The organism is Streptomyces rimosus (assembly GCF_008704655.1).
GTDB lineage: Bacteria > Actinomycetota > Actinomycetes > Streptomycetales > Streptomycetaceae > Streptomyces > Streptomyces rimosus.
Genome location: NZ_CP023688.1, coordinates 4810943 through 4833415 on the forward strand (window position 1 = coordinate 4810943; position 22473 = coordinate 4833415).

The following is a 22473-nucleotide window of genomic DNA, read 5'->3' on the forward strand; positions in this document are numbered from 1 at the left end:
AAGGAAGGGCGCCGTGAAGCGTTCGGGTATCAGTGACGTACTGCCGCTGGCGCCGCTGCAGAAGGGACTGCTGTTCCTGTCCGAGTACGACCCGCGCAGCGCGGACGCGTACTCCCTGCAACTGTCCGTCGAGCTCGACGGCCCGCTGGAAACGGGCGCGCTGCGCGCCGCCTGCGCGGCCCTGCTGGGGCGCCACCCCAATCTGCGGGCCTGCTTCCGCCGCCGGGCGACCGGCGACCCCGTACAGCTCGTGCCGCACGAGGTCGAGCTGCCGTGGCGGGAGCTGGACCTGCCGGGCGCGGACGCCGGGCAGCTGCGCGCCGCGGCCGACGAGGAGCGGGGCCGCCGCTTCGACCTGGCCCGGCCGCCGCTGATGCGGTTCGTGCTGGTCCGGCAGGCGGAGACGCGGCACACGTTCATCTGGACGCTGCACCACAGCCTGGCCGACGGCTGGTCGCTGCCGATGCTCATCCAGGACCTGTTCACGCTGTACGCGCACGGCGGCCGGGCGGACGGTGCCGGGCTGCCGCAGGCCGCCCCGTACCGGAACTACCTGGCCTGGCTGGGGGCGCAGGACGAGGACGCCGCGCACGCCGCGTGGCGGGACGCGCTCGCCGGACTGGACGAGCCGACCCGCCTGGCGCCCGTGGACGGCCGTGCCCCCGTGCTGCCCGACTCGCTCACCATGGACGTGCCCGAGCGGCTGGCCGCCGGCCTGGCGGCGCGGGCGCGCGCCCTCGGCGTCACGCTCAACACCGTTTTCCAGGCCGCCTGGTCGCTCGTGCTGGGCGCGCTGACCGGCCGCGAGGACGTGGTCTTCGGCACGGTCACCGCGGGCCGCCCGGCCGAACTGCCCGGTGTCGAGGCGATGGTCGGCCTGTTCGCCAATACCATCCCCGTACGCGTGACGGCCCGCCCCGGCCAGTCGGTGGCGGCGCTGCTCGCGGACGTACAGGAGCGGCAGTCCGGGCTGATGCCGTACGAGCACATCGGTCTCGCCGACATCCAGCGGCAGGCCGGCATCGGCGAACTCTTCGACACGGTGATGCTGTTCCAGAGCTACCCGATGGACGAGGACCAGCTCGCGGCGTCGCTGCCGGGGCTGCGGGTCGCCGACGCGGCGATCCGCTCCGTCACCCACTATCCGCTGGCTCTCGCCGTGCTGCCCGGCCCCGGCACCCGCCTCGGGCTGCGCTTCGACTACGCGCCCGACCTGTACGGGCCCGCCGACGCCGAGCGGTTCGGGCGGCGCCTGCTGCGCGTACTGGAGGCCATCGCCGCCGACCCCGAGCAGCCGCTCGCCCGGATCTCCGTGCTGGAGCCGGTGGAGGCGCGGCTGCTCCAGGAGGCCGGGGACGCCGTGGCCACCGCGGCACCGGCCCGTCCGGTGGCCGAGGCCGTCGAGGAGCGCGTGCGCGAACTCCCCGACGACACGGCCGTGGTGTGCGGCGACGACACCCTCACCTACCGCGAGCTGAACGCGCGGGCCAACCGCCTCGCGCACGCCCTCGTCGCGCACGGCGCCGGTCCCGGCCGTACGGTCGCCATCGCGCTGCCCCGCTCCACCGGCCTGGTCGTCGCGGCCCTCGCCGTACTGAAGTCCGGCGCCGCCTACCTGCCCGTCGACCCGGACCACCCGGCCGAGCGCAACACCGTCGTCCTGGAGGACACCCGGCCGGTCCTCGCGCTCACCACGACGGCCACCGACGGCAAGCTGCCGGACGCCGGGCAGACCCGCTGGATCATGGACCTCCCGGACACCGCGGAGCTGGTCGCGGGCTTCCCCGACACCGACCTGACCGACGCAGACCGGGCCCGCCCGATCACTGCCGACGACGCCGCGTACGTCCTGTTCACCTCCGGCTCCACCGGCCGCCCCAAGGGCGTCGTGGTCACCCGCGGCGGCTTCGCCAACGTCATCGAGGACATCCGGCACCGCTACGCCCTGGAGCGCGGCGAAACCCTGCTGAGCGTCACCACGTTCGGCTTCGACATCGCCAACACCGAGCTGTTCGGGCCGCTGGTCAGCGGCGCCCGGCTGGCCCTCGCCGACCGGGAGACCGTACGGGACCCGGCCGCGCTGGGCCGCGCGGTCACCGCGACCGGCGCCACCGTCCTCCAGGCCACGCCCAGCCTGTGGCAGGCCCTGGCCACCGTGGCGCCCGACGTGCTCGGCGGGGTCCGGGGCTTCGTCGGCGGCGAGGCGCTGAGCGAGCCGCTGGGCGAGACGCTGCGCAAGGCCACCGCGAGCATCACCAACCTGTACGGGCCCACCGAGACCACCATCTGGTCCACCGGCGCCCCGCCCCTGGACGGGGTACGCGCCGGCGCGCCCGCCATCGGCTTCCCGTTCGCCAACACCCGGCTGCACATCCTGGACGACTGGCTGCGCCCGGTCGCGCCCGGCGTGATCGGCGAGCTGTACATCGCGGGCGCCGGACTCGCCCGCGGCTACCTGGGCCGCCCCGGCCTGACCGCCGAGCGGTTCGTGGCCGACCCGGCGGACCCGGCGGGCGGGCGGATGTACCGCACCGGCGACCTGGTGCGCCTCGGCGCCGACGGGCAGGTGGAGTACGTCGGCCGCGCCGACCACCAGGTCAAGATCCGCGGCTTCCGCATCGAGCTGGGCGAGATCGAGAACGCGCTGTCCGGCCACCCGGAGATCGGCCAGGCCGTCGTCGCCGTGCGCGAGGCCCGGCCGGGCGAACCGCTGCTGGCGGGCTATCTGGTCCCGGCCGACGGCGCCGCCGTACCGGAGCCCGGCGCGCTGCGCGCGTACCTGGCCGAGCGGGTGCCCGAGTACATGGTGCCCGCCGCCTTCGTCACCCTGGACGCCCTGCCGCTCACCCCGAACGGCAAGGTCGACCGCAAGGTGCTGCCCGACCCCGAACTGCGGTCCCGGGCCACCGGGCGGGCCGTGCGCAGCCCGCAGGAAGACCTGCTGTGCCAGGTGTTCGCCGAGGTGCTGGGCCTGCCGCGGTTCGGGCCCGAGGAGGACTTCTTCGCGCACGGCGGGCACTCGCTGCTGGCGGCCCGGGTGGTGAGCCGTATCCGTACGGTCCTGGGGGCCGAGGTTCCGGTCCGCGCGCTGTTCGAGGCGCCGACGCCCGCGGGCCTCGCCGAGCGGCTGCCGCGCGCCGGTGCCGGTGCCGCGCGCCCCGCCCTGCGCCCGGGGGACCGGCCGGAGGACGTACCGCTGTCCTACGCGCAGCTGCGGCTGTGGTTCCTCAACCGGCTGGACGGCGCGCACGGTACGTACAACATCTCGCTCGCCCTGCGCCTGACCGGCGACCTCGACCGGGACGCGCTCGGCGGCGCGCTGAGCGACCTGGTGGGCCGCCACGAGAGCCTGCGCACGGTCTTCCCCGACCGGGACGGGACGCCGCGTCAGCACGTACTGCCGCTGGACGAGGCCGGGTTCGGACTGCGCGAGCACGTCACCGACGAGGAGCGGCTGGACGGCCTGCTGGCCTCGGAAGCCGCCCGCGGCTTCGACCTGGCCCGCGAGATCCCGCTGCGCGCCGACCTGTTCCGGCTGTCCGCCACCGAGCACGTACTACTGCTCGTCCTGCACCACATCGCGGGCGATGGCTGGTCGCTGACCCCGCTGGCCGACGACCTCGCGCGCGCTTACGCGGCACGGCGCGGCGGCACGGCCCCGGAGTGGGCCGAACTGCCCGTCCAGTACGCCGACTACGCGCTGTGGCAGCGCGAGGTGCTGGGCGAGGAGGACGACGCCGACAGCCTCGCCGCCCGCCAGCTCGCGTACTGGAAGACCGCGCTGGCCGGGCTGCCCGAGGAGATCGAGCTGCCCGCGGACTTCGCCCGCCCGGCCGTCGCCGGGCACGAGGGCGCCGAGCACACCGCGTTCATCGGCCCCGACCTGCACCGCGCTCTGGCCGGGCTGGCCCGCGCGCACGGCGTGAGCCTGTTCATGGTCGTCCAGGCCGCGCTGGCCGCACTGCTGACCCGTATGGGCGCCGGGGAGGACATCCCGCTCGGCAGCCCGATCGCGGGCCGTACCGACGAGGCGCTGGACGACCTGGTGGGCTTCTTCACCAACACCCTCGTCCTGCGGACGGACACCTCGGACGACCCGGCCTTCACCGAACTGCTGCGCCGCGTGAGGGAAACGGACCTCGCCGCCTACGAGAACCAGGAGCTGCCGTTCGAGCGCCTGGTGGAGGTCTGCAACCCGGTCAGGTCGCTGGCCCGGCAGCCGCTGTTCCAGGTGATGCTGGCGTTCCAGAACACCGCGGAGGCCAAGGCCGCGCTGCCGGGGCTGACGGCGGCCGTCCACCCGGTCGGCAGCGCCACGGCCAAGTTCGACCTCGCGTTCCAGCTCACCGAGCGCGCCGCGGGGGACGCCGCCGCGGACGGGGAGCCCGGCGGTATCGACCTGGTCGTCGAATACAGCACCCAGCTCTTCCGTCCGGAGACGGTACGGCAGCTCGCCGAGCGGTTCACCCGCGTCCTGGCGTCCGTGGCCGCCGCCCCGAAGGCGCCGCTGAGCAGCATCGATGTCCTGGGTGACGCGGAGCGCCGGCGCATCGTCGGCGAGTGGAACAGCGCCACCACCGAGGTGCCCGAGCGCACCGTCGCGCAGCTCTTCGAGGAGCACGCCGCCCGGCAGCCGGACCACGAGGCCGTCGTGTTCGGCGAGGTGTCGCTGACGTACGGGGAGCTGAACGCCCGCGCCAACCGGCTGGCCCGGGTGCTGGCCGGGCGCGGCGCCGGACCCGGCACGCTCGTCGGCCTGCTGCTGCCCCGGTCGGTCGAGATGATCGTGTCCATCCTGGCCGTACTGAAGTCCGGCGCGGCCTATCTGCCGCTGGACCCGGACTATCCGGCCGACCGGATCGCGTACATGGTCGGGGACGCCGCGCCGGTGTGCGTACTGGCGGTGCCCGGGACGGGCGGGGCGCTGCGGGACGGCGGTACGGAGGTGATCGAGCTCGATGGGGGAGTCGGCGGTGACGCGCGGCCGGCCACCGACCTCACCGACGCCGACCGCACCCGCCCGCTGACCTGCCGCGACGCCGCCTACGTCATCTACACCTCCGGTTCGACCGGGCGCCCCAAGGGCGTGGTGATCGAGCACGCGGGCGTGGCCGCGCTCGCCGCCGACCACGTCCGGCGCTTTGGGCTCGGTGCGCGCTCCCGCGTGCTCCAGTTCGCCTCGCCGAGCTTCGACGCGGCCACCGCCGAACTGACCATGGCCCTGCTGTCCGGCGGCACGCTGGTGCTCGCCACCCCCGAGAGCCGCGGCCCCGGCGAACCCCTCGCCGACCTGATCAGCCGGCACGGGGTCAACCTCGCGGTGCTGCCGCCGGTCGTGCTGGCCGCCTTCCCCGAGGACATCACCCTGCCCGGCGAGCTGACCCTGATCACGGCGGGCGAGGCGCTGCCGCCCGAGGTCGCCGCCCGCTGGGCGGACGGACGCACCCTCCACAACTGCTACGGGCCCACCGAGTCCACCGTCTGCGCCACCTCCAGCGACCCGCTGACCGGCGAGGGCAAGCCGCCCATCGGCCGGCCGCTGGCCAACACCCGCGCCTACGTCCTGGACGGCCGCCTGAACCCGGTGGCGCCCGGCGTGACGGGCGAGCTGTACCTCGCGGGCGCCCAGCTGGCGCGCGGCTACCTCGGCCGCCCCGGCCTGACCGCCGGGCGCTTCGTGGCCGACCCGTTCGGCCCGGCGGGCGCGCGGATGTACCGCACCGGCGACCTGGCGCGCTGGACGGCGGACGGCACCCTCGAATACGCCGGGCGCGTCGACCACCAGGTCAAGCTGCGCGGCTTCCGCATCGAACTCGGCGAGATCGAGAGCGCGCTGGCCGCCCACCCCGGTGTCGCCCAGGCGGTCGCCGCCGTACGGGAGGACCGGCCCGGCGACCGGCGGCTGGCGGCGTACGTCGTGCCGGAGGGCGCGCCGGTGCCCGCCGCCGCGCTGCGCGAGCACCTGTCCGGGCTGCTGCCCGACTACATGGTCCCCGGCGCCTTCGTGACGCTGGACGCCCTGCCGCTCACCCCGAACGGCAAGGTCGACCGCAAGGGCCTGCCCGCCCTCGACGCCCCCGAGGCGGCAGCGCACGGCCGCACCCCGCGCACCGAGCGGGAAACGCTGCTGTGCCAGGTCTTCGCCGAGGTCCTGAACCTGCCCGAGGTCGGCGCCGAGGCGGACTTCTTCGAGCTGGGCGGCGACAGCATCCGCTCCGTGCAGGTCGTCGGGCGCGCCCGCAAGGCCGGACTCGACCTGGCGCTGCCGGACGTGTTCCGGCACAAGACCGTCGAGGCGCTGGCGGCGGCCCTGGAGCGGGCCGAGCGCGCGGCCGGGACCACGTTCCTGGACCGCGTACGGCAGCGGCTGGACGATCCGTCCGCCGACGCGCCGCTCGACCCGTACGGCCCGGTGCTGCCCCTGCGCACCACCGGCGACCTGCCGCCGCTGTTCTGCGTGCACGGCGGCATGGGCTTCGCCCTGCCCTACCTCGGCCTCGCCGGGCACATCGGCGAGCGCCACCCGGTCTACGGCCTCCAGGCGTCCGGCCTGACCGGCACCGGACCGCTGCCGGGGAGCATCGCGGAGGTCGCGGCCGAGTACGTCGAGCGGCTCCGCGAGATCCAGCCGGCCGGCCCGTACCACCTGCTCGGCTGGTCGTACGGCGGCATCGTCGCGCACGAGATGGCCGCACAGCTGGAGGCGGCGGGCGAGGAGGTGGCCCTGCTCGCCAACCTCGACAGCTACCCGGCCGAGCCCGGCGAGCCCGCCCCCACGGACGCCGAGCTGCTGACCGCCGTCCTCGAATACTGCGGCCTGGAGACCGCGGCGAACGACGACGGCGGCCCGACGCCCGAGACGGTCCGCGACGCCCTGCGCCGCGCCGACAGCCCGCTGGGCGACCTGGACATCCCGCGGCTCGTGGACGTCATGCGCAACCACGTCCGCCTCGTCCAGGAGCACACGCCCGGCCGCGTACGGACCCCGGTGCACCTGTTCGTCGCCGAACTCGGCCTGCCCCCGGAGGAACGCGCCGCCCGGCCCGGACGGTGGGCCGCGCACACCGACGGCGGCACGGCCGTCCACCCGGTCCCGTGCGGCCACGAATTCATGATGCATTCCGGGCCGCAGGCCGCCATCGGACAGGCCGTGGCGGACGAACTCGCCCTGCTGCACCCCTGATCCGCCCCCACGTACCACTCACGATTGCGAGGAGAGATCCCCATGGCGAACCCCTTCGACAACGAAGACGGCACCTTCCACGTCCTGGTCAACGGCGAGGGCCAGCACAGCATCTGGCCCGTCTTCGCCGACGTCCCGGCAGGCTGGACGATCACCCTCGAAGCGCGGCCCCGCGCCGAGGCCCTGGCCGCCGTCGAGCGCGACTGGACCGACATGCGGCCCAAGAGCCTCGTCACCGCCCACGCCGGCAGCTGACCGCGATGGGGGCGGACACCGCGGTCTACGCGGAAGGGCTGCAGAAGCGCTACAAGAGCCACCACGCGCTGCGCGGCGTCGACCTGTCGGTGGCCGCCGGCTCCGTGCTCGGCGTGCTCGGCCCCAACGGGGCGGGCAAGACGACGACCGTGCGGGTGCTGTCCACGCTGCTGACGCCGGACGCCGGGCACGCGACCGTCGCCGGGTACGACGTGGTGCGCCAGAGCAAGGAGGTGCGCCGCCGGATCGGCCTGGCCGGGCAGTACGCGGCCGTGGACGAACTGCTCACCGGCCGCGAGAACCTGGTCCTGCTCGGCCGGCTGCTGCGGCAGGGCCGGCGCGGCGCCCGGCAGCGGGCCGCCGAACTGCTGGCCCGGTTCGAGCTGGAGGACGCCGCCGACCGCCCGGTGGGCACGTACTCCGGCGGTATGCGGCGCCGGCTCGACCTGGCCACCTGCATCATCGCCCGGCCGCCGGTGCTGTTCCTGGACGAGCCGACCACCGGCCTGGACCCGACCAGCCGCACCGTGCTGTGGAAGGTGGTGCGCGAACTCGTCGACGAGGGCATCACCGTCCTGCTCACCACGCAGTACCTGGAGGAGGCCGACCAGCTGGCCGACCAGATCGTGGTGATCGACACCGGCAAGGTGATCGCCGCCGGCACCCCGGCCGAACTCAAGCGCGCCGTCGGCACCGACCACCTCCAGGTCGCGGTCGCCCGGCCCGGCCAGCTGGCCACCGCGCTGTCCGCCGTCACCCCGCTGACCGGCGCCGAGCCGGTGGTGGACACCGCGGCCCAGCGGCTGACCGTACAGCTCGACGCCGGGCTGGAGAGCGTGGCCGCCCTCGCGGACGCGCTGCGCGCCGCGGGCGTCGAGGTCACCGACTTCGAGGTGCGGCGCCCCACCCTCGACGACGTGTTCTTCCAACTGACCGAGCGCAACGAGCCGGAGACGAGCCTTCATGAGTGAACTCCGCGTCGCGACGGTGCCGCCGGGCGGCCCGTTCGCGGGCCTGGCCGACACCGCCGCCCTGGCCGGGCGGCACCTGCTGCATCTGCGGCGGGCACCGGGGAAGTTCCTCGGCATCGTGATGAACCCGCTGATCCTGCTGATCGCGGTGGGCTATCTCTTCCGCAACTCCATCTCGGTGCCCGGCAGCGGCAATTACCAGGAGTACCTGATGGCCGGCGTGGCCGTGCAGGTCGGGCTGGCGAGCATCGGGCCGACCGCCATCGGCGTGGCGATGGACATGCGCGGCGGCCTGGTGGACCGCTTCCGGTCGCTGCCGGTCTCCCGTACGGCCGTCCTCATCGGCCAGACGCTCTCCGACCTGATCGTCTCGGCGCTCGGCCTGGCGATCGTGATGCTGGTGGGCCTGGCCGTCGGCTGGCGCCCGCACACGGGGCCGCTGTCGGTGCTGGGCGGCTTCGCGGTGATCCTCGCGTTCGTCTACGCCATGCTCTGGGTGGGCGTCCTGATCGGGCTGCTGCTGCGGTCGCCGGAGACCATCGACTCGGTGGGCGCGATCGTGCTGGTGGCGTTCTCGTTCCTGTCGAACGCCTTCTTCTCCGTACAGGGGCTGCCCTCGTGGATCCGGCCGCTCGCCGAGTGGAACCCGGTCAGCGCGGTGGTCACGTCCTGCCGCACCCTGTGGGGCAACCCGGTGGTGACCGGTACGGGCTTCCCGGCCGACCACCCGGTACTGGTGACGGCGGGCACGCTCGCCGTGCTGCTGGCCGTGTGCGTACCGCTGAGCCTGCGCGCGTACCGGAGGGCGTGAGCGGGAGCGCCGCGACGGAAGCGGACGGGGCGCCGCGGGGACTCGTATGAGACCTGGCGCGGCACCCCGTCCATCTCAGCGAACAACGTGGGCAGCGTTCGATCCGGTCAGGCCCGTGCGTCCAGCACCGGGTCCTGGGCCAGTACGGACTGGTACAACTCCCGTAGTGAGCGGCCGACATCGAGCCCGAGCTCGTTCACCAGCCAGGCTCTCGTGCGCTGGTAGACAGCCAGCGCTTCGCTCTGTCTTCCGCAGCGATAGAGCGCGATCATCAGCTGCTCGCTGAAACGCTCCCGTCCGGGGTGCGCCACGACCAGCTCCTGGAGGTCGGCGATGACCTCGCGCTCGCCCCCGGTGTGCAGCTTGACCATCACCAGGTCCTCGCGCAGCGTCATCAGCCGCTCTTCGAGCTGGGCGGCCGTGGACCGGCAGAGCAGGCCCTCGCCCGCGTCCAGCAGGGCGGGCCCGCGCCACAGCCGCAGGGCTTCGTTGAGCACCTCGCCGGCCCGCCCGGGGTCCTCGCGCAGCAACTCCGAGCCCTGCGAGGCGAGTCTGAGGAACCGAGCGGCGTCGGTCGACTCGGGTGGCAGGGCGAGCAGATAGCTGTTGTTGGCCGTCACCACCACGTCGTTGGGGTGTTCGTCCAGCTCCCAGCTCTCCAGCAGCTTGCGCAGTCGTACGGTGTTGGCGTGCAGCGCGTTCCTGCTGTTCGCCAGGTCCTTGTCGGGCCACAGCTCCGTCACCAGCGTGTCCCAGGAAACCGTCCGCCCGGCGTGCAACGCCAGGACGGTTAACAGTGTGCGAACCTTCTTCGCCCGAATCCGGTAGGTCTTTCCCCCGTGTTCGACGCCCATAGGGCCAAGAACATTGATCAGCACCGGTGTGTCCCATCCCCGCTGGTGCTCGTAGAGCCCGCATCTGCCGGCGACTGTCCGCCCGGTCCGGCAGGGAGCGGAAGCTCAGTGGCAGCGTCCCGCCCCCCGGACCCGGCTGCCATCGCGAATGCCAACGCTACGTACGCAGCATGTCTTTGACGCTTTGTGTCGCTCTCTTGGTGGTCTATACCTAGACCATTGAGATCTTTGCTCCTTCGATGATGCCTGTCAAGCGTCGAGAAAGAGGCATAAATCCGCCAAAGACCAAGGTAAGCCTTGAGATGTAAAGGCATCTTTGCCAAGTCACCGCTGCGAGGCTGCCCCGCCGTGCCCGTGGGAGGCCGCGGGACCGGCCTGGGGCACCGGCACTACGGGATCTTTGGCGGCAAGTCCGGCAACAGGGCGGAGCCCCTGGTTCCGCACGACATTCCGCGTCTGTTTTCCGCAAGGAATTCTTGACACGGCGGAGCAATTCACGTGTCAACGACCGTTGATGAAATCTTCACCGAGCCCGGGAATAAAGCCCGCGGTAAAGACGCTACTTGCGCTTCTTCCGGTCGAACAGGACCGTCGCCAGCGTCGGCACGATTCCCGCCCAGAACAGCACCTGCGGAACCGTACGCTCCGACCACGGCACCTGGGAGAGCAGCAGCGCGCACAGCATCGCCCAGACCGCCTGGGCGAGCACGACGCGGGCCCAGCGGCCCCGGCGGATCAGGGACCGCACGTTCAACTGCACCCCCGTACGCAGGCGTCGGTAGCGCAGCAGCGCCCCGAAACCCCAGAGCGCCGCCATCGGCACCAGCATCCACAGCCGCTGGCCGAGCGACACCGGCAGCTCCCGCGGCACCTTCCCCTCCTCGGGGAAGATGTCGAGCATGGCGCCCGCCGCCGCCACGCACAGCAGCGCCAGCCAGCGGGTGCCGCGCAGCAGCCGGTAGGTCGCCGCGTCCAGGCCGCTGCGCAGCCAGTCCGAGTCGGGCAGCGTGCCGAGCGCGTCGGCATACAGATCGGCCGCCTGCGCGGCCTTCACCCCCGGCGCGTTGGCGGCGCTGTCCGTCTGCATCACCACGGCCAGCGAGTTCGTCGGGTCCAATTGGCGCAGCGTGACGAGCGTCTGCCGCGCGCGTTCCTGATCGTTCGCGATAAGCGCGGCCTTGTAGAGCGACTCGTACGCCCTCGGCTCCTCAGGGGCGAGCCGTACGGCCTCCAGACCGAGACGCAGCCCCTCCTGCCGGTCACCGTCGGACAGCCAGGGCTGGATCTCGGCGAGCGTCCCATAGGCGGTCCAGCGCAGCGGATCGACGCGTATCGCCTCCCGCAGTACAGCGCCCGTCTCCTCCATCCGGCTCGCCTGCCGCAGGGCCCGCGCCCGCATGTGGAGGGTGGCGTAGTCCTGCGGTGCCAGCGTCAGGGCCTGCCCGGTCACCTCCACGGCCTGGTCCGTCTCCTTGCCGGCCAGATGACAGCGGGCGAGCTCCAGCAGCGCCCACAGGTCCTGCGGGTCCTCCTGGAGCCGGGAAGCGAGTACGGACTTGGCTTCGGCGTACCGGCCGAGGTCCACGAGCGCCTCGGCGCGGGCCACCATCGGATGCTGTTCCATCACAGCTTCCGCCGCTTCTTCAGGTACGCCAGCAGATCGTCGTACGTACCGCCCTCGTTGGCGAACATCGCCACGTTCCGCGCGGACGAGAACCACGCCTCGGTCGAGGGCACCACCGCCTTCGCCGCGCCCAGCAGGTCCTTCATGCCGATCATGCGGACGGTGCCGGTGCGCGCCGAGTCCAGCAGCGCGGTCTCGGCGGCGCTCTCGCAGACGTGTGCCAGGTCGGCGCCCGAGAGGCCGTCGGTGACCTTGGCCAGCTTGGCCAGGTCGACGTTCTCGATGGGCCGGTCCTTCAGGTGGTAGCGCAGGATCGCCTCGCGCGCGGGCGCGTCCGGAGGCAGCACCAGCAGGGTGCGGTCCAGGCGGCCGGGGCGGCGCAGGGCGAGGTCCACGTCCCAGGGCAGGTTGGTGGCCGCCAGCACGAAGACGCCCTCGTTGGCCTGCGCGTCGATGCCGTCCAGCTCGGTCAGCAGCTGGTTGACCGTGTTGCGCATACCGCTGTGCTGCGTACGGCTGCGCTTGCCGCCGAGCGCGTCCAGCTCGTCGAGGAAGACCACGCACGGCGCCTGGCGGCGGGCCGTCGCGAAGATCTCGTGCATGTTGCGCTCGGAGTTGCCGATCCACATGTCGAGTACGTCGTTGACCGATACGGACAGGAAACCGGCGCCCAGCTCACCGGCCACCGCACGGGCGATGAACGTCTTGCCGCAGCCCGGCGGCCCGTACAGCAGCAGTCCGCCGCGCAGGCTCTTGCCGTACAGCTTGCGCAGCTCGGGGTTGCGCATCGGCGCGAGGAAGGCGGCCTCCAGCCGGTCCTTCACATCCTGCATCCCGCCGACGTCCGCCAGCCGTACGGTGCCGGGCGCATCCACCTCCCAGGCGTCCGCGTCACCGGGGTCGTCGTTTCCGTCCGCGCGCAGGGGGCTCTCGACGAAGCGGGGCGGTACGACGTCCCGTATCTCGCCTTCGGCGGCCTGCCAGTCGAAGCCGCCCCGCCGGGCGTCGGCAGGCTTCTCCTGCACGGGTGCGGCCGGGGTCACCGGAGGCGTCTGCTGAACGGGGGCGGGTGTCTGCTGAGCCGGAGCGGGTGTCTGCTGAACCGGCGCGGGGGCCGGGGCAGGTGCCCCCATGGCCCGGCCCATCAGCTCCCGGGCCTTCTCGTCCCCGGGCGCGTGCTGCAACGCGACGGCCACCTCGGTGATGGCCGCATCATGGTGCCCCGCCTCCAGCAGCAGCTCCGCGAGGTGCAGCCGCAGCGGCACATCCTCCGGCGCCGCCGCGACGGCCCCACGCAAACTCCGAACCAGCGCCAATTCCTCTGACATGCCCATCACCCTATGCAGGGGCCGGTCAGGGCCTGCGCAGGGGCTTCCGGCGGGCGGGCAGGCCGAGCGGCCCGTTCCTGTTCGCGCAGTGGCAATCGCGACGCACCCTCCCGGAAAGCCTTCCGCAAACGATCACCGATGCAGTTCCATGTAGTGGGCATCCTTCGCCCGCACCCCCCACAGGGGCACAACCTCCACAGATACGGAGCGGCACAACGTGACTGCCAGAGTCCTGACTTCCCGCGCGGCGGCCATCGCCGGCGGCGCTCTGCTGGCCCTCTCCCCGCTGACCGCCCAGGCGGCCCAGGCGGCCCAGGCCCCCCACACCGCCTCGACCGCCCAGCACTCCTACCCCGCCCGCACCGCGCCGGCCGTCGCCGCCAAGGGCGCCGTCCTCGTGGACGGCGCGACCGGCAGGGCCCTCTTCGGCAAGGAAGCGGACACGGCCCGCCCCATAGCCAGCACCGCCAAGATCATGGCCGCTTCCGTGGTCCTGGAGACCCAGGGCGTCGATCTGGAGAAGCAGGTCCCCGTGAAGCAGGCGTACCGCGACTACGTCACCCAGCACGGCTCCAGCACCGCCGACCTCCAGACCGGCGACAAGCTCACCGTCCGCCAGCTGCTCTACGCCACCCTCCTGCCCTCCGGCGCCGACGCCGCCTACGCCCTCGCCGACACCTTCGGCACCGGCGCCACCGAGGCCGAGCGCACCGCGTCCTTCGTCTCCCAGCTGAACGCCAAGGCCGCCGAACTCCACCTCACACACACCGCGTTCGACTCCTTCGACGGCGGCGGCACCGACACCAGCACCCCGGCCGAACTCGCGAAGCTGGCCCGGCACGCCATGCGGAACGACACCTTCCGCACCATCGTCAAGACCAAGCAGTACAAGGGCGAGGCCCCGGCCGCCAACGGCCGCACCCGCTACTACACCTGGAACAACACCAACCAGCTGCTCGGCTCGTACGACGGCGTCATCGGCATCAAGACCGGCACCACCACCCCGGCCGGCGACTGCCTCGTCTTCGCCGCCACCCGCGGCGACAAGACCCTCATCGGCACCGTCCTCAACAGCAAGGACCGCTACGCCGACGCCGCCAAGCTCCTGGACCACGGCTTCGGCACCACCACCGCCAAGGCGATGAAGCTCCGCGCGCTGCCGGCGAACAGCCAGCGGGACTGATCCAAGGCCGAGGGGTGTGGTCCGCGCGCCGACCACACCCCTCAGGTACGTGTAGGGACAGGCGTGCCGCTCAACTCCCGACACGCCGCGCGGGGAACCCATGCGTACGCGCCACGAGGACCACGACCACCACCGGCACCATCAACCCCACCGCACTCCACGGCAACGCCATCGTGCCGAGCGCGTCCAGCAGCACACCACCGGCCACACCGCCACCCGCCATGGCCACGTTCCACAGCGTGACCAGCATCGCCTGCGCCGCGTCGGCCTGCTCGCCACCGGCATCACCCGCCGCCGTCTGCAACAGCGTCGGCGCCCCGCCCCAGCCGAGACCCCACAGCACCACCGCGACGTACACCAACCCGGGCGCGCCGGAGAGCAGGGCCAGAAGCGCGCCCGCCACAGCGACGAGCAGCGACCCGGCCACCATCAGGGCCCGCAGCCTGCGGTTGATCAGAACCCCGACAGCCCAGATGCTCAGCAGCGAGGCCCCGCCGAACACCAGCAGGACGACATCGGTCCGCCCGCCCATCCCCAGCCCGTCGAGGAATGTGGCGATGTAGGTGTAGAGGATGGTGTGGGCAAGGACGAAGACGAGCGTGACCAGGAGGACCGGGGGGACACCGGGAGCCTTGAGAGCTGCCCGCATGGAGGACGAGCCCCCCTTCGCGCCCTTCGCCCCCTTCTCTGCGGTCTGCCCGGGATAGTCGGGAACAGCGGCCATGATCCACCCGACCAGGACGACGGTCAGCCCCGTCATGACGAGGAACGCCACCTGCCAGCCGACGACCTTGCCGACGAACGTGCCGGCCGGTACGCCGAGGGACAGCGCGACGGGAATCCCGGCCATGGCCACCGCGATGGCCCTGCCCTCCAGGTGCGCCGGGGCCATCCGCCGCGCGTAACCGGCGAGCAGCGCCCAGGCCAGCCCGGCGGCGACGCCCGCCGCGAAGCGGGCCACCATGGTCAGCGGGTAGTACGGGGAGAGGGCGGTCACCGTGTTGGCGAGGGCGAAGCCGAGCACGGTGGTGAGCAGCAGCTTGCGGCGGCGCCAGCGCGCGGTGGCGGCTGACAGCGGTATCGCCGTGAGGACGGTGCCGAGGGCGTACACGGTCACCGTCTGACCGGCGGCCGACTCGCCGACGCCCAGGTCAGCGCTCATCGCGGGCAGCAGTCCGGCCGGCAGCGTCTCGGTGAGACTCGTGATGAATACGGTGGTCGCCAGCGCGAGCAGCGCCGCCAGGGGAAGCTTCCGGGGCCGCGCCGCGTCCGCGCCACCGTCAGGCAGACCCGCCCTGTTCAATTCCGTAAGAGACATGGCAGCATGCTCAAACCCTCACATACATGTGAAGGTCAAGTCGGTGACCACGAGCCGGCCTTCGGAGGGGCGGACATGCGCATCGGAGAACTCTCGGCACGCACCGGTACGTCGCGGCGGATGCTCCGCTACTACGAGGAGCAGGGGCTGATCGCCTCCCAGCGGTGCGCCAACGGCTACCGCGACTACGACGAACTCTGCGTCGACCGCGTCCAGCAGGTACGCGGACTGCTGGACGCCGGACTGCCGACCCAGACGATCCGGCAGATCCTGCCCTGCCTAGGCCCGCCCGGCCGGATCGACATCCCGGACCCGACCCCGGAAACGCTCGCCCTGCTGGAGCGCGAGTGCGAACGCATGTCACGCCGAATCGACTACCTGACCCGAAACCGCGACGCCATGCGCGCCTACGTGGCCCAGGTCCGCGACAGCATGCGCCCGGAACCCGCCACGCCCTGAACGACACGGAACACCAACCGCGCGGAACACCGACCGCGCGGCAGCACCGGCCGCGCGGCAGCACCGACCGGGCGGTACCCCCGCCCCGTACTCACCGCTCCCAGTACTTCGCCACCGCCTGCGCATAAGCCACCCGCCGATCGAGCAGCTCCTCCCGCACCCGGAACCGCCCCCGAGCGGACTCCCTGAGAACCGCCCGGCCGAAGACCCCTCCTGGCCGCTTCCAGACGGTCCGCAGCGTCGCGGTGGGAATGTCGGCGGGCGAATCGGACAGCGTCATGGCAACCAGGTACAGAAGAACAAACGGCAACACCACCAAACACAGCAGCAGCGAAGGCACCGACCCCTCCCGCCCCCGCGCGACGGTCCCCTCCGCCAACCGGATCTCATACATGGGCCGCCACCGCTTCTTCCGCGCAGGCAAACACAGTTCGGCCAATCGCTCCCCACCCGACGCAAGCACCGCGAGCCGCCCACCCTCCGTCCGGACGACTACGGCAAGCGGTTCGGCATCGGCAGCATCGGCAGCGATGGTGAAGCGCGGCCTGCACCCCTCGGAAAGCTGCCAGCCCTCGGGAACACCCCGATGCACATGAATGGGCGCGGACCCGAGGGGGCGAATTTCATACCCCTTGGCGCCGGAGTGGCGGGTGAAGGTGAGTGCCATGGAGCGCCCCGTCTCGTTCCGTCTCGTCACGCGTGATGCGCGAACGGAAGATACCCGGCCGACGGCGCGCCGTGCTCCCCGGCCTACAACAGCCCAACGCGGCGTGCCAGTAGCTCACGTCCGGCGGTATGTCGACGAACCCGAACCTGCGCCTGTGTCCCACGCTTCGGTCGGCGGAGCGGCCGGAAGGAACGGTCACCCCTCCGTCGCGTGAGGCCCCCCGAGGTACCCGGCGCAAGGGTGGTACGACCCCGCGCTACTGTGCGCGGGTGAGCCTTTACGTCGTCATAGGATTCGGGCCCGCCGGGGCGGCCACTGCTCGATTGCTGGTTGAAAAGGGGCATTCGGTACGGGTCATTACCACTTCGGGCCGTAGCGCCGAGCCGGGTATCGAGCACCTTGCGTTCGACGCGGCGGATCGCGAGCGGCTGAGTGAGGCCGCGCAGGGTGCCGCTGCGATCGTCAGCTGTGCCGGGATGCCTTATCACCGCTGGGCCGACGTGTGGCCGCGGCTGGCCTCGTCGCTCTGTGCGGCGGCCGAGGCGACCGGGGCCGTTCTGGTCATGCTGGGCAACCTGTACGGCTACGGTCCGGTGGACGGCCCCATGACCGAGGAGCTCCCGCTCGCCGCGACCGGACCCAAGGGGCGGGTGCGCGCCGCTGTCTGGCAGCAGGCGCGGGACCTGCACGAGCAGGGCCGGATCAAGGCCGTCGAGGTACGGGCCTCGGACTTCTTCGGGCCCGGTGTGACCGACGGCGGGCACCTGGCCGGGCGGGTCATGCCGCGGCTGCTGCGCGGCAAGCCGGTCTCCGTGTTCGGGGACCCGGACGTCCCGCACAGCTGGAGCTACCTCCCCGACGTGGCCCGGGCCCTGGTCGAGGTCGCGGGTACGGAACGGGCCTGGGGACGGGCCTGGCACGTGCCGAACGAGCCGGCGCGGTCCGTCCGGGAGATGGTCGACCGCCTTGCCGCCGAGTCCGGATCGGGGACGGTGGCGGTGCGCCGGCTCTCGCCGGCCGTGCTCGGCGTCGCCTCGCTGGTCTCGCCGCTGATCCGCGAGATGAAGGAGATCCGGTACCAGTTCGACCGTCCCTTCGTCGTCGACGCGAGCGCCTACGAGGCCGCCTTCGCGGTACGGGCCACTCCCCTGGACGAGCAGGTCAAGGTGACGGTTGACTGGTGGCGCGAGCAGCTGGCCGGTACCGGGTGAGACCTGTGATGCCGCACGACCCCCCGGGTGATCCGGCGGGAGCACGGCCCGCGGACGTCGCGATCGTGGGGATGGCTTGCCGGTTCCCGGGTGCGCGGAACATCAACCAGTACTGGCGGCTCCTCACCGCCCCGCAGGCGCAGTTCTCCACCGTCCCGGACTCGCGGTGGCGCACCGCCGCCTTCCTCAGCGAGAGCCTCCGCGACACCTCGGCGGCCTATACGGACACCATGGCGCTGCTGCCGGACGTGGACCGCTTCGACGCGGCGCATTACGGCATCCCGCCGCGGCGGGCCAGATCGCTGGATCCGCAGGCCCGGCTGCTGATCGACCTCGCCAGGGAGGCGATCCAGGACGCCGGGTGGGAGTCCGAGGGCTTCGACCGTGAGGAGACCTCGGTGATCACCTCGCTCACCGAGAGCGGCTACCGCGATCTGTCCCTCCTGCAGGTCCGGATGCGGCAGCTCGCCGGCGGCGAGTTCGGCGCGCGGGCGGCCGATCCTCGGTGGCCGGAGATGGTCCGCGCGGTCGACGGGCTGCACGGCACGTCCGTGGCCGGTCTCCTGCTCAACATGGCCCCGAACACGATCAGTTCGGTCTTCGATCTGCACGGCGAGAGCTACGCGCTGGACTCGGCGTGTTCCGGCGGTTTGATGGCCGTGGCCAACGCCGTGTTCGCGCTGCGCTCGGGCCGCTGCCGGATCGCCCTCGCCGGCGGCGCCCAGCTGATGCTCACCCCCGACCTGTTGGTGGGTCTGTGCCGGATCGGCGCCATTTCGCGCAGCGGCCGGTGCCTGCCGTTCGGCGCGGAGGCCGACGGTTTCGTTCTGGGGGAGGGCGCGGGGGTGCTGGTGCTCCGGCCGCTGGCCGACGCGCTGGCGGCCGGCGACCGTGTCTACGCGGTGATCCGCGGGGTGGGTACGGCCAACGACGGGACCGTGCAGGGCGGTCTGCATCCCCAGGCGGCCGGACAGCTCCGTACGCTGCGCCGGGCCTACCGCGATGCGGGCGTGTCCCCGGACTCGGTGGGTTACCTGGAGGCGCACGGCACCGGGACCACGGTCGGCGATCCGGTCGAGGTCGGTGTGCTGCGCGAACTGCGCGGTGCGCGGAGCACCCCTGCCTTCCTCGGCGCGGTGAAGGCGGTGGTCGGGCACTCGCTCAACGCCGCGGGGATGGCCGGGCTGATCAAGACCGTCCTGGCCGTGCACCGGGGAGTGGTCCCGCCGCAGCCGGCGTTCGACCTGGCCGACCGCTCCGGGCTCGACGCCGCGCGGCTGACCGTTGCGACGGCTCCGACCCGATGGCCGGCACCCGGAGCGCCGCGCCGGGCGGGCGTGAGCGCCTTCGGCTTCGGCGGCACCGGGGTCCACCTGGTGGTGGAGGAGTGCCCCGCGCCGCCGGTCCGCCCGCTGCCGGACGCCGGGCCACACCTCCTCGTCCTGAGTGCCCGCGACCGGGCCGGGCTGGCCCGTTATGCCCGGGAACTGGCGCACACCCTCGACGACGAGCAGCCGCCGCTGGCCGGGGTGGCGGCCACCCTGGCCGACCGGGCCCCCTTCCCGGAACGCCTCGCCCTGGTGGCGGAGGACGCCGCCGACGCCGTCACCAAGCTGACCGCGGCGGCCGGCGCCGTGGCGGCGGGCCGTACCGGCGCCCTCGGGCCGGGCCAGGAGGCCGGCACGGTACCCCGGCCGGCCGATGAGCTGCCGGAGGTCACCGTTCCCGCGCCGGGCACGCTGACCGACGAGGCCCGCACCGCCGTACTGGCCGGGCTCGCCGAGCGCGTGGTCAGCGGCGCGCAGCTCCGTCCGGGCGGGGAACGCAGGCCCCCGTGCACCCTGCCGCCGAGCCCGCTCGCCCCGCGCCGCCACTGGGTGGTGGACGAGTCCGCCCGCGACGCCGGGGACACTCCCACCGACCGGCTCGTCCTGCCGGACCGGCCCGGTCCGGCGCCCGCGACGGCGGCCCGGACCGGCACCGCGTCCGCAGCCTCCCTCGTGCTCGAAGAGGTGTCGCGGACCGGCGTCTTCCCGCTCGGCGATCTGAGCGAGCGGATGGCGCTGGTGGCCGACCTCGGCTTCGACTCCCTGATGCTGCAGGAGCTGGAGGTCAACATCGGCAAGCGGATACCGGGCTTCCGCACCGAGGAGATATTCGCCGCCGACCTCACCATCGAGCGGCTGATCGCGCTCGTCGCCCAGCGGCTCACGGAGGAGCCGGCCGCCGGAGCGCCGCTGCCCCGGCCGGCCCGGGCCGACGGGGACGCCGCCACCGCATGCGTCGACGACTTCCCCGAGGTGCGGGAGTTCGAGCAGCTCCTGACCTCGATCGCCGACACCGGTGTGGACTTCCCGTACTTCCGGGTCCACCAGGGCACCGTCCGCGACACCACGGTGGTCGGCGACCGGCCGTACCTGTCCTTCGGCAGCTACAACTACCTGGGGCTTTCCGGCCATCGGGCGGTCAACGAGGCGGTACACCAGGCGATAGACCGGTACGGGACCTCGGTCTCCGCCAGCCGGGTGCTCTCCGGCGAACGGGACCTGACCGTACGGCTGGAACGGGCGCTCGCCGCCTTCCTCGGCGTCGCGGACTGCCTGACGCTGGTCAGCGGCCACGCCACCAACGTCACCGCGATAGGCCACCTGGTCGGCGCCGGGGACCTCGTGGTGCACGACGCGCTGGCCCACGACAGCATCCTCCAGGGCGTGGCCCTGTCCGGTGCGGCACGGCGCCCGTTCGCCCACGGCGACATCGGGCAGCTGGAAGACATGCTGCGTCGCAACCGGTCCCGGTTCCGGCGGGTGCTGATCGCCGTCGAGGGCGCCTACAGCATGGACGGCGACCTGGTCGACCTGCCGGCCGTGGTCGAGCTGAAGAAGCGGTACGGCGCCCTGCTGATGGTCGACGAGGCGCACAGCATCGGCACGGTGGGCGAACGCGGTCGCGGAGTCGGGGAGTTCTACGGCGTCGACCGACGCGACGTGGACCTGTGGATGGGCACCCTCTCCAAGGCCTTCGCCAGCTGTGGCGGTTATCTCGGCGGCTCGGCCCGGACGGTGCGGTGGCTCCGGCACACGCTGCCGGGCTTTGTCTACAGCGTCGGTATGACCCCGGCCAACGCGGCCGCGGCACTGGCCGCCACCGAGCTGATCGCCGCGGAGGGGAACCGGGTGCGCACGCTCCAGCAGAACGCGGAGCTGTTCCGGGGCCTGGCCGCCGAGGCCGGTCTGGCGACCGGCGCCAGCGCCCACACCCCGATCGTGCCGGTTCTCCTCGGCGACTCGGCGCGCACCCTGCGCGTCGCGGACCGGCTGTTCGACCGGGGCGTGATCGCCGATCCGATCTTCCACCCCGCTGTGGAGGAAGGTCTCTCCAGGCTGCGGTTCTTCCTCACCAGCGATCACCGTGCGGACGACATCCGACATGCCGTGTCGGTGCTGGCCGAGGAGGTGGCCGCCACCGGGGGCCGAGTGGGCTGAGTACCGCACGTCAGATCAGGGTGCGTTCGATCCGGCTGAGCATGGCGTCCTTGCCGGTGTCCGCGGCGGCCGCGGACGCGCCGTGCCGCCCCTCGGCGCCGCCCATCTGCTGGGCGAGCAGGTAGGCGATGATCTCCGCCTCCTGCTCCTGGACGTCGTCGTAGGTCGCGCGCAGGAGCATGTCCCGCACGAGATCGGGGTCGAGATCCGGGAAGAGGAGGCGGGCGCTCGCCTCGTCCAGCCAGCCCGCCCCGCGATGGCAGCAGATGATGTGACCCAGCTCGTGCAAGACGATGTGCTCCTGATGCGCGCTGGTCGTGTTGGCGTCGTAGAAGATCAGGTCCTCGTCGCGGGCGGCGACCCACATGCCGCACGGGTGGGACGCGGGCATCTGCATCGGGACCAGGGTGATCGGGCGGTCGCGGATCTCGCTGAGGTGGCGGCAGAGTTCGGCGACGTCGGACACCTTCGGGAGATCGAGTTCGGCGATCCGCTGCGCGCCGATCTTCCGGAGCCGCTTGAGCTGACTGCGGCGGTCCTGACCGGCCGCCCGCCCCTTCCTGGCTTCCCTCACTCCTGCGCGTCCCTCACTCGGCCTCCGGGGAGTCGTCGACCGGCGGCAGGCCCTGCATCTGCCGGTACTGATCCATGATGGCGGTGATGGCCTGGAGGTTCTCCTTCTTCATCCCGGCCGCCCGCATGGCCACCGAGCGGACGCCCGCCTGCCGCAGCGCCTCGATGGCGGCGACCTGGCTGAGGACCGACTCGGCGACCTCGTCGTCGAAGAAGTAGGAGACCGAGACGCCGAAGAAGCGCGCCAGCGCGGCCAGGAGGTCCGGGGAGGGATTGGACCGCTTGCCCGTCCGCAATTGCGACAAGTACACGCCGCCGACCCGGAGGTCGGGGTTGGCCTGCTTCAGTTCCTCGGCCACCTCGGCATTGGTCCAGTGCTTGCCCTTGGGGCGGACCGTCTTGAAGAGGTTGTCCAGACGCACTGCCAGTTTGGGCCGGTCGTCGGTCTCGGACATCGTCAATCTCCCTCCCGCCACCTCCTCGGCATTAGCCCTTGGCTATTCACCAGCTTCCCAGATTAGCCGTCAGTTGACAATCGGCCGGGACTCCGC

At 72.5% G+C, this 22473-nt stretch carries 15 protein-coding genes; 8 read left to right on the plus strand and 7 right to left on the minus strand.

What is annotated here, in order from left to right:
* Positions 1-13: 13 nt before the first annotated feature.
* Genes CP984_RS20435 through CP984_RS20450 form a run of 4 tightly spaced genes read left to right on the plus strand, consistent with a single transcriptional unit; the run spans position 14 to position 9220 of the window.
* Positions 14-7183, plus strand: coding sequence for an amino acid adenylation domain-containing protein (locus tag CP984_RS20435; protein WP_003979972.1), 7170 nt, complete (start codon positions 14-16; stop codon positions 7181-7183).
* A gap of 42 nt (positions 7184-7225) precedes the next feature.
* The gene (locus CP984_RS20440) at positions 7226-7438 is read left to right on the plus strand and encodes an MbtH family protein (protein WP_003979971.1); all 213 of its coding nucleotides are present in this window, start codon (positions 7226-7228) and stop codon (positions 7436-7438) included.
* A 5-nt stretch (positions 7439-7443) separates the two neighbouring features.
* Positions 7444-8409: a daunorubicin resistance protein DrrA family ABC transporter ATP-binding protein gene (locus CP984_RS20445; RefSeq protein ID WP_003979970.1), complete on the plus strand. Its 966-nt coding sequence runs from the start codon at positions 7444-7446 to the stop codon at positions 8407-8409.
* On the plus strand, positions 8402-9220 hold the full coding sequence (locus tag CP984_RS20450; RefSeq protein ID WP_003979969.1) for an ABC transporter permease: 819 nt from the start codon (positions 8402-8404) through the stop codon (positions 9218-9220). The genes CP984_RS20445 and CP984_RS20450 overlap by 8 nt, the downstream gene beginning before the upstream one ends.
* A 107-nt stretch (positions 9221-9327) precedes the next feature.
* On the opposite strand, the gene CP984_RS20455 is transcribed toward CP984_RS20450, so the two are convergent.
* The 3 genes from CP984_RS20455 to CP984_RS20465 all read right to left on the minus strand — a co-directional run bounded on the left by CP984_RS20455 (position 9328) and on the right by CP984_RS20465 (position 13026).
* Positions 9328-10074, minus strand: a complete 747-nt coding sequence (locus CP984_RS20455; RefSeq protein WP_078575325.1) for an AfsR/SARP family transcriptional regulator — start codon at positions 10072-10074, stop codon at positions 9328-9330.
* A 559-nt stretch (positions 10075-10633) separates the two neighbouring features.
* Positions 10634-11698 (minus strand): tetratricopeptide repeat protein, encoded by a 1065-nt coding sequence (locus tag CP984_RS20460; RefSeq protein WP_003979967.1) that lies wholly within the window; start codon positions 11696-11698, stop codon positions 10634-10636.
* The gene (locus CP984_RS20465; RefSeq protein WP_030180851.1) at positions 11698-13026 is read right to left on the minus strand and encodes an ATP-binding protein; all 1329 of its coding nucleotides are present in this window, start codon (positions 13024-13026) and stop codon (positions 11698-11700) included. Before CP984_RS20465 ends, CP984_RS20460 begins: the two co-directional genes overlap by 1 nt.
* Positions 13027-13243: 217 nt before the next feature.
* Between CP984_RS20465 and CP984_RS20470 the strand changes: the two genes are divergently transcribed.
* On the plus strand, positions 13244-14209 hold the full coding sequence (locus CP984_RS20470) for a D-alanyl-D-alanine carboxypeptidase family protein (RefSeq protein ID WP_003979965.1): 966 nt from the start codon (positions 13244-13246) through the stop codon (positions 14207-14209).
* A gap of 70 nt (positions 14210-14279) precedes the next feature.
* Here CP984_RS20470 and CP984_RS20475 read toward each other — a convergent pair whose 3' ends face one another.
* Positions 14280-15527, minus strand: a complete 1248-nt coding sequence (locus tag CP984_RS20475) for an MFS transporter (RefSeq protein WP_030180854.1) — start codon at positions 15525-15527, stop codon at positions 14280-14282.
* A gap of 75 nt (positions 15528-15602) precedes the next feature.
* Between CP984_RS20475 and CP984_RS20480 the strand changes: the two genes are divergently transcribed.
* Positions 15603-15986: a MerR family transcriptional regulator gene (locus tag CP984_RS20480; RefSeq protein WP_003979964.1), complete on the plus strand. Its 384-nt coding sequence runs from the start codon at positions 15603-15605 to the stop codon at positions 15984-15986.
* A 91-nt stretch (positions 15987-16077) separates the two neighbouring features.
* Here CP984_RS20480 and CP984_RS20485 read toward each other — a convergent pair whose 3' ends face one another.
* Complete coding sequence (locus CP984_RS20485) at positions 16078-16653, minus strand: hypothetical protein (RefSeq protein ID WP_003979963.1); 576 nt, start codon at positions 16651-16653, stop codon at positions 16078-16080.
* 269 nt (positions 16654-16922) lie between these two features.
* On the opposite strand from CP984_RS20485, the gene CP984_RS20490 reads away from it, so the two are divergent.
* Complete coding sequence (locus tag CP984_RS20490) at positions 16923-17864, plus strand: NAD-dependent epimerase/dehydratase family protein (protein ID WP_030180857.1); 942 nt, start codon at positions 16923-16925, stop codon at positions 17862-17864.
* An 8-nt stretch (positions 17865-17872) separates the two neighbouring features.
* Entirely contained in the window at positions 17873-21349 is a 3477-nt protein-coding gene (locus CP984_RS20495; protein WP_003979961.1) for an aminotransferase class I/II-fold pyridoxal phosphate-dependent enzyme, read from the plus strand.
* 10 nt (positions 21350-21359) lie between these two features.
* On the opposite strand, the gene CP984_RS20500 is transcribed toward CP984_RS20495, so the two are convergent.
* Together CP984_RS20500 and CP984_RS20505 are read right to left on the minus strand one after the other, a co-directional pair.
* On the minus strand, positions 21360-21923 hold the full coding sequence (locus tag CP984_RS20500) for a hypothetical protein (protein ID WP_003979960.1): 564 nt from the start codon (positions 21921-21923) through the stop codon (positions 21360-21362).
* A 13-nt stretch (positions 21924-21936) separates the two neighbouring features.
* Positions 21937-22377, minus strand: coding sequence for a helix-turn-helix domain-containing protein (locus CP984_RS20505; RefSeq protein WP_003979959.1), 441 nt, complete (start codon positions 22375-22377; stop codon positions 21937-21939).
* Between the last annotated feature and the right edge of the window lie 96 nt (positions 22378-22473).

What these genes read in the sequence shown, in the direction of transcription:
- CP984_RS20445 (WP_003979970.1), top strand. Translation starts at nt 7,444, where the DNA reads ATGGGGGCGGACACCGCGGTCTACGCGGAAGGGCTGCAGAAGCGCTAC.
- CP984_RS20475 (WP_030180854.1), bottom strand. Translation starts at nt 15,527, where the DNA reads ATGTCTCTTACGGAATTGAACAGGGCGGGTCTGCCTGACGGTGGCGCG.
- CP984_RS20450 (WP_003979969.1), top strand. Translation starts at nt 8,402, where the DNA reads ATGAGTGAACTCCGCGTCGCGACGGTGCCGCCGGGCGGCCCGTTCGCG.
- CP984_RS20455 (WP_078575325.1), bottom strand. Translation starts at nt 10,074, where the DNA reads ATGGGCGTCGAACACGGGGGAAAGACCTACCGGATTCGGGCGAAGAAG.
- CP984_RS20440 (WP_003979971.1), top strand. Translation starts at nt 7,226, where the DNA reads ATGGCGAACCCCTTCGACAACGAAGACGGCACCTTCCACGTCCTGGTC.
- CP984_RS20505 (WP_003979959.1), bottom strand. Translation starts at nt 22,377, where the DNA reads ATGTCCGAGACCGACGACCGGCCCAAACTGGCAGTGCGTCTGGACAAC.
- CP984_RS20460 (WP_003979967.1), bottom strand. Translation starts at nt 11,698, where the DNA reads ATGGAACAGCATCCGATGGTGGCCCGCGCCGAGGCGCTCGTGGACCTC.
- CP984_RS20480 (WP_003979964.1), top strand. Translation starts at nt 15,603, where the DNA reads ATGCGCATCGGAGAACTCTCGGCACGCACCGGTACGTCGCGGCGGATG.
- CP984_RS20465 (WP_030180851.1), bottom strand. Translation starts at nt 13,026, where the DNA reads ATGTCAGAGGAATTGGCGCTGGTTCGGAGTTTGCGTGGGGCCGTCGCG.
- CP984_RS20485 (WP_003979963.1), bottom strand. Translation starts at nt 16,653, where the DNA reads ATGGCACTCACCTTCACCCGCCACTCCGGCGCCAAGGGGTATGAAATT.
- CP984_RS20495 (WP_003979961.1), top strand. Translation starts at nt 17,873, where the DNA reads ATGCCGCACGACCCCCCGGGTGATCCGGCGGGAGCACGGCCCGCGGAC.